Consider the following 10391-nt stretch of genomic DNA (forward strand, 5'->3'; position numbering starts at 1 on the left):
CCTGGGAACTGGCCGAGGGTGCGCTGCCCGACACCGCCGGACGCGACACGACCGGCATCCTCACCGCCGCCCGCGACGGCGACCTGGACGGGCTGCTCGTCGGCGGTGTCGAGACCGCGGACCTGCCCGACCCGGAGCTGGCGCGCGCGGCGCTCGACGCATGCGGTTTCGTGGTGAGCATCGAGTTGCTGCGCAGCGAGGTCACCGAGCGCGCCGACGTGGTGCTGCCGATCGCGCCGGTGGACGAGAAGTCCGGCACCTTCCTCAACTGGGAGGGCCGCCGCCGCGAGTTCTCGGTGACCCTGGAGGGCACCGGCGCCCTGCCGGACTGCCGCATCCTGGACACCCTCGGCGTCGAGATGGACACCGACCTGTTCACCCAGACCCCGGCCGCCGCCACCGGCGACCTGGCGAGGGTTGCCGTGAGGGGCACATTCCCTGCGTCAGATGCAGGGAATGTGCCCCTCACGGCCTCAGGCGCAGGAAATGTGCCCTTCACGGCACCGCCCGGCGACGGGCGGGCGCTGCTGGCCACCTGGCGGGTGTTGCTGGACGAGGGGGCGTTGCAGGTGGACGAGCCGCATCTGGCCGGGACGGCGCGGCGGGTCGTGGCGCGGGTGTCGAAGGGGACCGCCGAGGCGCTCGGGGCGGACACGGTGACGGTGTCCACCGGGCGCGGGGCGCTCACCCTGCCGGTGGAGGTGGCCGACCTGCCGGACGGCGTGGTGTGGCTGCCCGGCAACTCCCCGGGCTCCGCGGTCCGCGCCACGCTCGGCGTCGGCCACGGCGCCGAGGTCTCGATCGCGGCCGGAGGTGAACGGTGAGCGCGTCGACGCTGACGTCCGTGGTGTCGTCCGTGGAGGAACCGGTGCGGGCGGTGACCCCGCTGCTCGCGCAGGTGCAGGACGGGGCGATGACCCGGGCCGAACTGCTGGCCGACGACCCGCTGTGGCTGATCCTGATGAAGGTCGTCGTGGTCATGCTGATCGGCCCGATCATGACGATCGGTCTGATCGTCGGGGAGCGCAAGATCGTCGGCCGGATGCAGAACCGGCCGGGCCCGAACCGGGTAGGTCCCTACGGCCTGGGCCAGTCCCTCGCGGACGCGATCAAGCTCCCGTTCAAGGAACAGATCATCCCGGACACCGCGGACCGCAAGATCTACTTCATGGCGCCGCTGATCACGGTGGTGCCCGCGCTGATCGGTCTGGCCGCCATCCCGTTCGGCCCCGAGGTGACCATCTTCGGCGAGCGCACCGTCCTCCAGCTGATCGAACTGCCGGTCAGCGTGCTGCTCGTGCTGGCGGGCGCGTCGATCGGGGTCTACGGCATCGTGCTCGCGGGCTGGTCGTCCGGCTCGCCGTACCCGCTGCTCGGTGGGCTGCGCTCGGCCGCGCAGGTGATCTCCTACGAGATCGCGATGGGCCTGTCGATCATCGGTGTCGCCCTGTACGCGCAGTCGCTGGCCACCGGGGACATCGTCGCCGCGCAGCAGAACGGCTGGTACTTCTGGCTGCTGCTGCCGAGCTTCGTGATCTACCTGATCTCCATGGTCGGCGAGACCAACCGTGCCCCGTTCGACCTCCCCGAGGCCGAGTCCGAGCTGGTCGGCGGCTTCCACACCGAGTACAGCTCGATGAAGTTCGCCATGTTCTTCCTCGCCGAGTACACCAACATGGTCATCGTCTCGGCGTTCGCGACGACGCTGTTCCTCGGCGGCTGGATGGCGCCGTGGCCGCTGTCCGCGATCGGCGACGGGATGCTCAACACCGGCTGGTGGCCGGTGCTGTGGTTCTTCGGCAAGATGCTGATCGTCCTGTTCGGCTTCGTGTGGCTGCGCGGCACGCTGCCCCGCTTCCGCTACGACCAGTTCATGAAGCTCGGCTGGAAGGTGCTCATCCCGGCCGGCCTCATCTGGGTGGTGGTGATCTCCGCGGTCCGGGCCGTGCGCACCTCCGCCGACATCTCCACCGGCCAGATCCTCGTCGTCGGCGGCATCGTCATCGCGGTGCTGGTGCTGCTGTCGCTGCTGCTGCCCGAGAAGGAGGTTCCGCCGGAGGACTCGGTCCCGGTCACCGGCGGCGACTACCCGGTGCCGCCGGTGGACCTCAAGGTCCCGGAGACGACCCCACGGCAGAAGGCACTGCGGGCAAGGCAGAAGACCGAGCAGAAGCGACCCGCTTCGGTCACCTCAGGTAAGGAGAACGCCGATGGGGATGTTTGATCCCGTCAAGGGCTTCGGTGTCACCTTCGCGAACATGTTCCGGAAGGTGTCCACGGAGGAGTACCCGGAGATCGGGGCCCCCGCGGCGCCGCGCTACCACGGTCGCCACCAGCTCAACCGGCACCCGGACGGGCTGGAGAAGTGCGTGGGTTGCGAGCTGTGCGCTTGGGCCTGTCCCGCCGACGCGATCTTCGTCGAGGGCGGGGACAACACCGAGGAGGAGCGGTACTCCCCGGGTGAGCGCTACGGCATGGACTACCAGATCAACTACCTGCGCTGCATCGGCTGCGGGTTGTGTGTGGAGGCGTGCCCGACCCGGTCCCTCACGATGATCAACTTTTACGAGCTCGCCGACGACGACCGGCAGAAGCTGATCTACACCAAGGAGGACCTGCTCGCGCCCCTGCTGCCCGGCATGGAGCAGCCGCCACACCCGATGCGGCTCGGCGACGACGAGCAGGACTACTACGTCCGCGGCCCCGAACTCGCCCGTGACCGGGGTGTGCCCTCCGGCGAGGCGGTCGAGACGTCCGAGGAGAAGGCAAGGCGATGACGGTAGGCAGCGCACTAGTTCTCGCCCAGGAGGGCGCCGAGGCGACGGTGTCCACCGGGGAGGCGGTCGCGTTCTGGATCCTCGGACCGCTCGCCCTCGCCGGCGCCCTGGGCATGGTGTTCGCCCGCAACGCCGTGCACTCGGCGCTGTGGCTGGTGCTGACGATGCTCTCCCTCGGGTTGCTGTACCTCACCCAGCAGGCGCAGTTCCTCGGGTTCACGCAGATCATCGTCTACACCGGCGCGATCATGATGTTGTTCCTGTTCGTGCTGATGCTGGTCGGCCGGGAGTCGTCCGACTCGGTGGTCGAGGTGCTGCGCGGACAACGACTCGCCGCCGGGCTGCTCGGCGTCGGCGTGGCCGTGCTGCTCTCGGCCGCGCTGACCCGGGCCGTCGCGGACGTGACCCCGGCGCAGCCGCTCGACCCGTGGAGCGCCGAGGGCGGCGGTGCGGGCGGTCTCGGCCGCATCATCTTCCGTGACTACCTGTTCCCGTTCGAGCTCACCGCCGCGCTGCTGATCACCGCGGCGATGGCGGGCATGGTCCTGTCGTTCACCACCCGGCACGCCGCGGGCGGCAAGCGCAGCCAGAAGGAACTGGTGGTGGCCCGCTTCCGCGGCGAGTACGAGCGGCCCTCGCCCAAGCCGGGGCCGGGCGTGTTCGCCACGGCGAACTCGGTGGCCACACCCGCGCTGCTGCCGGACGGGTCGGTGGCACCGGAGTCGCTGTCCGAACTCATCGAGTCCACGCCCACCGCACGGCTGGAGGCCGAGCGCAGGCAGGTGGCCGGGGACACCCCCGCCCCGGACGCGCACGCCCTTGTCGGGGGCACGGCGGAGGACGACGGTGCGTCCACCCCGAGTACGAACGGCGACGGCACCCACCGGGACAACCGGGACACCGCCGGGGAAGGGGAGAACAAGTGACCCCGACGTACTACCTGTTGTTGTCGGCGCTGCTGTTCACCATCGGCGCCGTCGGCGTCCTGGTGCGGCGCAACGCGATCGTGGTGTTCATGTGCATCGAGCTGATGCTCAACGCCGTGAACCTGTCGCTGGTCACGTTCGCGCGCATCAACGGCTCGATCGACGGTCAGGTGATGGCGTTCTTCGTGATGGTCGTCGCCGCGGCCGAGGTGGTCGTCGGCCTCGCGATCATCATGTCGATCTTCCGCACCCGGCGGTCGGCCTCGATCGACGACACCAACCTGCTGAAGTACTAGCCTCCAACCACAGGGAATCACCTTGATCGCTCAATCGTGGCTGCTGGTCGCGTTTCCCGCGCTCGGCGCCCTCGTGTTGCTGGTCGGCGGTCGCCGCACCAACGGCTGGGGGCACCTGCTCGGCTCCGCGACGGTCATCGCGTCCTTCGTGTACGGTCTGGCGCTGTTCTTCGGCGAGTCGCTGTCGCGGGCCACCGACACCACGGTCTACTCGTGGATCCCCGTCGAGGCGCTGCAGGTCGACTTCGGACTGCGCATCGACCCGCTGTCGGTGACGTTCGTCCTGCTGATCACCGGGGTCGGCTCGCTGATCCACATCTACTCGATCGGCTACATGTCCGACGACGAGTCCCGTCGGCGCTTCTTCGGCTATCTGAACCTGTTCGTCGCCGCGATGCTGGTGCTCGTGCTCGGCGACAGCTTCGTGCTGCTGTACCTGGGCTGGGAGGGCGTCGGCCTCGCCTCCTACCTGCTGATCGGGTGGTACCAGGACCGTCCGTCGGCGGCCACGGCGGCGAAGAAGGCGTTCCTGATGAACCGGGTCGGGGACGTGGGCCTGGCACTGGCCATCTTCCTCATGTTCTCCGAATTCGGCAGCACCTCCTACTCCGAGGTGTTCGCCGGGGTGGGCGAGGCCTCCGCCGGGGTGGTCACCGCGATCGCGCTGTTGCTGCTGCTCGGCGCGTGCGGCAAGTCCGGCCAGTTCCCGCTGCAGGCGTGGCTGCCGGACGCGATGGAGGGCCCGACCCCGGTGTCGGCGCTGATCCACGCCGCCACGATGGTGACCGCGGGCGTGTACCTGATCGCCCGCTCGGCCCCGATCTACAACCTCACCCCGGACGGCCGGCTGGTCGTGACCCTCGTCGGTGCGATCACCCTGATGCTCGGCGCGATCATCGGCTGCGCCTACGACGACATCAAGAAGGTGCTGGCCTACTCCACGGTGAGCCAGATCGGGTACATGATGCTCGCCGCCGGGCTCGGCCCGGTCGGCTACGCCCTCGGCATCGCGCACCTGCTCACGCACGGCTTCTTCAAGGCGGGGCTGTTCCTCGGCGCCGGCTCGGTCATGCACGCCATGAACGACGAGGTCGACATGCGCAAGTTCGGCGGCCTGGCGAAGAAGATGCCGATCACCGCGGCCACGTTCGGCCTCGGCTACCTCGCGATCATCGGGTTCCCCTTCCTGTCCGGGTTCTACACCAAGGACGCGATCATCGCGGCGGCGTTCGGCCAGGAGGGCTGGCGCGGTTGGGTGTTCGGCGGCGCGGCGCTGCTCGCCGCGGGCATCACCGGCTTCTACATGACCCGGCTGGTGCTGCTGACCTTCCTCGGCAAGCCGCGCTGGCGTGAGACCACCTCGGCCGACGGCCGCGAGTTCCACCCGCACGAGTCGCCGCCGGTGATGACCGTGCCGATGATCGTGCTCGCGTTCGGCTCGGTCGGTGCCGGGTTCCTGCTGATGTCCGGTGACCGGCTCGCCGAGTTCCTGGCGCCGTCGGTCGGTGCGCTCGCCGAGACGCACCACGGGGTCCTGCCGCACGCGGTCATCCCGTGGCTGACGGTCGGCCTGTCCGCGCTCGGCGTGCTCGTGGCGTGGTTGCTGTTCGGCAGGCGGGAGACCAGCGTGGAGCGTCCGCAGCGGGTGTCCTGGCCGGTGCGGGCCGCGCGGAACGACCTGTACGGCAACGCGCTGAACGAGACCCTGGTCGCCACCCCCGGCCTGTGGTTGACCCGGTTCTCGGTGTTCCTGGACAACCGGGGCGTCGACGGCGCGGTCAACGGGCTGGCCGCCGGGCTCGGCGGCGGGTCGAGCCGGCTGCGGAGGCTGCAGACCGGGTTCGTCCGGTCCTACGCGTTGTCGATGCTCGGCGGGTCGTTCCTGCTCGTCGCCGCACTGCTGTTGGTGAGGTTCTCATGAGTTGGCTCGTAGCCCTGATCCTGCTGCCGCTGCTCGGCGCCCTCGCGGTCGCCGGGTGGCGGGACAACGCCCGTGCGGCGACGGCGACCGCGTTCGGCGTCTCGGTCGCCACGCTGCTGCTGGTGGTGCCGCTGTGGCTGACCTACGACCCGGGCGGTGACCGGCTCCAGCAGGTCACCTCGGTGGACTGGATCCCCGCGTTCGGGGTGCATTTCGCCTTCGGCATCGACGGGATCGCGCTGCTCATGGTGGCGGTCACCGCGCTGCTGGTGCCGATCGTGATCGGCGCGCTGCGCTCGACGGACAAGCTGCCCACCGAGCGCCGGGTGGCGAACTTCCTCGCGCTGATCCTGGTGCAGGAGGCGTTGACCATCGCCGTGTTCGCGGCGACCGACGTCTTCCTGTTCTACGTGCTGTTCGAGGTCATGCTCGTGCCGATGTACTTCCTCATCGGCTTCTACGGCGGGCCGAGGCGGCAGTACGCGGCGGTGAAGTTCTTCCTGTACTCGTTCCTCGGCGGCCTGATCATGCTGGCCTCGGCCATCGGGGCGTACTCGCTGGCCGCCGACGAACTCGGCAGCGGCACCTTCGACTGGGCCACCCTGGTCGCCGTGGTCAGCCAGGCCCCGGTCGAGACGCAGGTGTGGCTGTTCCTCGGGTTCTTCCTCGCGTTCGCGATCAAGGCGCCGCTGGTGCCGTTCCACACCTGGTTGCCGGACGCGGCCGGGCAGGCGCCGATCGCGGTCACCGTGCTGCTGGTGGGGGTGCTGGACAAGGTCGGGACCTTCGGCTTCCTGCGCTACAGCCTGCCGATGTTCCCGGACGCCAGCGCGCAGCTCGCGCCGCTGGTGCTGGTGCTCGGCGTGGTCGGCATCCTCTACGGCTCGATCCTGGCCGCGGGCCAGCACGACATGAAGCGCTTCGTGGCCTACGTGTCGATCGCCCACTTCGGCTTCATCGCGCTGGGCATCTTCGCGTTCAGCACGCAGGCCACCGTCGGCTCGGCGACGTACATGCTCAACCACAGCCTCGCCACCGGCATGCTGATTTTGGTGATCGGCATCGTCGCCGCGCGCGGCGGGTCCAGCCGCATCGCCGACTACGGCGGCATGTTCAAGGTGACGCCGATCCTCGGCGGGATGCTGCTGCTGGCCGGGATGTCGACGTTGTCGCTGCCGGGCACGAACTCGTTCGTCTCCGAGTTCCTGGTGCTGATCGGGGCGTTCGACGCGCGGCCGGTGTTCGCGATCGTCGCCACCGTCGGGATGGTGCTCGCCGCCGCGTACGTGCTGTGGCTGTACCAGCGGATCATGACCGGGCCGGTGCGTGGTGACGCGCTCGTCGGCGCGGGTGGCGGGCCGGGGACGGCGACGGCACCCGAGGCCGGGGCGAAGAAGGCCGTCCGTGACCTGTCCGGTAGGGAAATCGCGGTGCTCGCGCCGCTGGTGGTGCTGATCGTGGGGCTCGGGTTCTACCCGCAGCCGGTGCTCGACACGGTCGGACCCTCGGTGGAGGCGACACTGACAGCGGTGCAGGAAAGGTAATCCCAGCCGTGTTGAACGTTCATTTCGCCCAGCAACAGGGGCCGATCGAGGCGCCCGGGATCGACTACGCGGCGATCATGCCGATGCTGATCGTGTTCGGCGTCGCGTGCGTCGGGGTGCTGCTGGAGGCGTTCCTGCCCAAGCACCGGCGGTGGTCGACCCAGGTGGCGCTGACGCTGCTGGCACTGGCCGGCGCCGGTGTCGCGCTGGGCGTCTACACCGCCGATGCGCCGCCGCGCGGGATCACCACGCTCAGCGGCACCGTGGCCGTGGACGGCCCGGCGCTGTTCCTCTGGGGCACGCTGCTGGCGCTGTCGGTGGGTGCGGTGCTGCTCATCGCCGACCGCACGGTCGATCGGGGCGGCGCGTTCGTCGCCGAGGCCGGGATCAGCCCCGGCACGGTGCAGGACCGCGAGCAGGCCGCCACGCAGAGCATGCAGACCGAGGTCTTCCCGCTGAGCCTGTTCGCCCTGGGCGGCATGATGGCGTTCACCGCGGCGAACGACCTGCTCACCATGTTCGTGGCGCTGGAGGTGCTGAGCCTGCCGCTGTACCTGATGTGCGGGCTGGCGCGCAGGCGGCGGCTGCTGTCCCAGGAGGCCGCGGTCAAGTACTTCCTGCTCGGCGCGTTCGCCAGCGCGTTCTTCCTCTACGGCGTCGCCCTGCTCTACGGCTACGCCGGGTCGGTGCGGTTCTCCGAGATCGCCGTGGCCACGGCGGGCACGGACCGCTCGGACACGCTGCTGTTCGCCGGGCTGGGCCTGCTGCTGGTGGGGCTGCTGTTCAAGGCCTCGGTCGGGCCGTTCCACACCTGGACGCCGGACGTCTACCACGGCGCCCCGACGCCGATCACCGCGTTCATGGCGGCGTGCACGAAGGTCGCCGCGTTCGGGGCGATCCTGCGGGTGCTCACCGTCGGGTTCGAGTCGACCCACTGGGAGTGGCGCGGCGTGCTGTGGGCCGTGGCGATCGTGTCCATGCTGATCGGCGCGGTGCTCGGGCTGACCCAGACCGACGTGAAGCGCATGATCGCGTACTCGTCGATCGCGCACGCCGGGTTCCTGCTGATCGGCACGATGGCGCTGACCGAACAGGGCCTGTCCGGGACGATGTTCTACCTGCTCGCCTACGGCTTCACCACGCTGGCCGCGTTCGGCGTGATCTCGCTGGTGCGGGACTCCGGGGGTGAGGCGACCCACCTGTCCGCGTGGGCCGGGCTGGCGAAACGCTCGCCCGTGGTGGCCTGGACCTTCGCCTTCCTGCTGTTCGCGCTGGCCGGGATCCCGCTCACCAGCGGGTTCGTGGGCAAGTTCGTGGTGTTCTCGGCGGCCCTGTCGGACGGCATGGCCCCGCTCGTGGTGATCGCGCTGATCTTCAGCGCGGTGGCGGCGTTCTTCTACCTGCGGGTGGTGGTGCTCATGTTCTTCTCCGAGCCCGCCGAGGACGGCCCCACCGTCAGCGTGCCCGGGGCGTTCACCACGGCCGCGATCACGCTCGGGGTCGTGGTCACCCTGCTGCTCGGCGTCGCGCCGACGTTCGCCCTCGACTGGGCGGGCACCGGTGGGTTCGCCCTGACGTCCTGAACCGGCCGGGGGTGCGTGCGGTGTCGGAGAGATCACCGTCGGTGGCTCTACCAGCGGGTCACCGGCGCGCGGTCGGGCCCCATTAGGCTGGACGCCGACCGTGACCCTGGGCCGGAAAGGCGGAGCCGACGTGTCAGTGCGTGAGGGCACCATCGAGGAGTTGCGCGCGGCAGTCGGGCTGCAGATCGCCGATGAGGACCTGCTGCGCACGCTGGTCTCCGGGCTGGAGGACGTCGAGGAGATCCTGCACGAGGTCGTGCGCAGCGACGTCGAGGCGATCAACGAGGCCGCGCGGCACCTGGTGGACGCCGGGGGCAAGCGTTTCCGGCCGATGTTCACCCTGTTGGCGGGCCAGTTCGGCACGACGGACCGGGACGGGGTGGTCACCGCCGCGGCGGCCGTGGAGCTGGTGCACCTGGCCACGCTCTACCACGACGACGTGATGGACGAGGCCACGATGCGGCGCGGGGCGCCCAGCGTGAACGCGCGGTGGAACAACACCGTCGCCATCCTCACCGGGGACTACCTCTTCGCGCACGCCTCCCGGCTGGTCGCCGACCTCGGCACGGACGCGGCGCGGATCATCGCGGAGACGTTCGGGGAGCTGGTCACCGGGCAGATGCGGGAGACGGTCGGTCCCGGCGAGGGCGAGGACCCCGTGGACCACTACCTCTCCGTGATCGGGCAGAAGACCGGGTCGCTGATCGCCACGGCGGGACGGTTCGGGGGGATGCTCTCCGACGCCCACCCGGAGCACATCGACGCCCTGCGCCGCTTCGGCGACCTCGTCGGGACGGCGTTCCAGATCTCGGACGACATCATCGACATCGCCTCCTCGTCCGGCGAGCTCGGCAAGTCGCAGGGCACCGACCTGCGGGAGGGCGTGCGGACGCTGCCGATGCACTACGCGCTCTCCGGCTCCCCGGACCCGCGCCTGGTGCGGCTGCTCGACGGTCCGCTCACCGACGACGCGCTCGTCGACGAGGCACTCGCGCTGCTCCGCGCGTCCGGCGGCCTCGAACGCGCCCACGCGACGCTGAATGACTACGCTCGGCGGGCACGGGAGGAACTCACCGCGCTGCCCTCGTCACCGGCGCGGGAGGCGTGCGAGTCGGTCGCCGACTACCTCGTCGCACGGACCCGGTAGGCCCGCCACGCAGCAGGGAGGACGCGAGTCATGTCCGTTTTCGGCCAGGTCTGGGTGTACAGCGCGGCCGCGTTCGTGTGCGGTGCGTTCCTGTCCTGGCTCTTCCTCGCCCGGGGCGCCCGGCGGCGGGTGCGCGAACTCGAGCGGGAGCTCGCGGCCCACGGCACCGCGGAGCCCGCGCGTGACACGGCCGGGCA

The 10391-nt window shown here is 70.1% G+C and carries 9 protein-coding genes; all 9 read left to right on the forward strand.

All coding sequences use genetic code 11. The features are described from left to right. Positions 1–824: molybdopterin-dependent oxidoreductase (locus ACTIR_RS22035; RefSeq protein WP_034238694.1), on the forward strand; the 824-nt coding region annotated here is incomplete at its 5' end. 89 nt (positions 825–913) lie between these two features. After that, a complete protein-coding gene (nuoH, locus tag ACTIR_RS0106440; protein WP_052583743.1) occupies positions 914–2224 on the forward strand; it encodes an NADH-quinone oxidoreductase subunit NuoH in 1311 nt (436 codons plus the stop codon). Further along, a complete protein-coding gene (gene nuoI, locus ACTIR_RS0106445) occupies positions 2211–2777 on the forward strand; it encodes an NADH-quinone oxidoreductase subunit NuoI (protein WP_007025113.1) in 567 nt (188 codons plus the stop codon). The genes nuoH and nuoI overlap by 14 nt, the downstream gene beginning before the upstream one ends. Continuing rightward, the gene (locus tag ACTIR_RS0106450; RefSeq protein ID WP_026453644.1) at positions 2774–3703 is read left to right on the forward strand and encodes an NADH-quinone oxidoreductase subunit J; all 930 of its coding nucleotides are present in this window, start codon (positions 2774–2776) and stop codon (positions 3701–3703) included. Before nuoI ends, ACTIR_RS0106450 begins: the two co-directional genes overlap by 4 nt. Beyond that, positions 3700–3999 (forward strand): NADH-quinone oxidoreductase subunit NuoK, encoded by a 300-nt coding sequence (nuoK, locus tag ACTIR_RS0106455; protein WP_007025111.1) that lies wholly within the window; start codon positions 3700–3702, stop codon positions 3997–3999. The genes ACTIR_RS0106450 and nuoK overlap by 4 nt, the downstream gene beginning before the upstream one ends. 22 nt (positions 4000–4021) lie before the next feature. Further along, entirely contained in the window at positions 4022–5920 is a 1899-nt protein-coding gene (gene nuoL, locus ACTIR_RS0106460; RefSeq protein WP_026453645.1) for an NADH-quinone oxidoreductase subunit L, read from the forward strand. Beyond that, positions 5917–7464 carry an NADH-quinone oxidoreductase subunit M gene (locus ACTIR_RS0106465; protein WP_026453646.1) on the forward strand — a complete coding sequence of 516 codons (1548 nt, stop codon included), beginning with the start codon at positions 5917–5919 and terminating at the stop codon, positions 7462–7464. Before nuoL ends, ACTIR_RS0106465 begins: the two co-directional genes overlap by 4 nt. An 8-nt stretch (positions 7465–7472) precedes the next feature. Further along, positions 7473–9047, forward strand: coding sequence for an NADH-quinone oxidoreductase subunit NuoN (nuoN, locus tag ACTIR_RS0106470; RefSeq protein WP_026453647.1), 1575 nt, complete (start codon positions 7473–7475; stop codon positions 9045–9047). 130 nt (positions 9048–9177) lie between these two features. Further along, positions 9178–10194: a polyprenyl synthetase family protein gene (locus tag ACTIR_RS0106475; RefSeq protein WP_026453648.1), complete on the forward strand. Its 1017-nt coding sequence runs from the start codon at positions 9178–9180 to the stop codon at positions 10192–10194. Positions 10195–10391 lie beyond the last annotated feature (197 nt).

Source organism: Saccharomonospora iraqiensis subsp. iraqiensis (assembly GCF_000430445.1).
In the GTDB taxonomy this organism is placed as follows: Bacteria; Actinomycetota; Actinomycetes; order Mycobacteriales; family Pseudonocardiaceae; genus Saccharomonospora; species Saccharomonospora iraqiensis.

What these genes read in the sequence shown, in the direction of transcription:
- ACTIR_RS0106450 (WP_026453644.1), top strand. Translation starts at nt 2,774, where the DNA reads ATGACGGTAGGCAGCGCACTAGTTCTCGCCCAGGAGGGCGCCGAGGCG.
- nuoH (WP_052583743.1), top strand. Translation starts at nt 914, where the DNA reads ATGACCCGGGCCGAACTGCTGGCCGACGACCCGCTGTGGCTGATCCTG.
- ACTIR_RS0106465 (WP_026453646.1), top strand. Translation starts at nt 5,917, where the DNA reads ATGAGTTGGCTCGTAGCCCTGATCCTGCTGCCGCTGCTCGGCGCCCTC.
- nuoI (WP_007025113.1), top strand. Translation starts at nt 2,211, where the DNA reads ATGGGGATGTTTGATCCCGTCAAGGGCTTCGGTGTCACCTTCGCGAAC.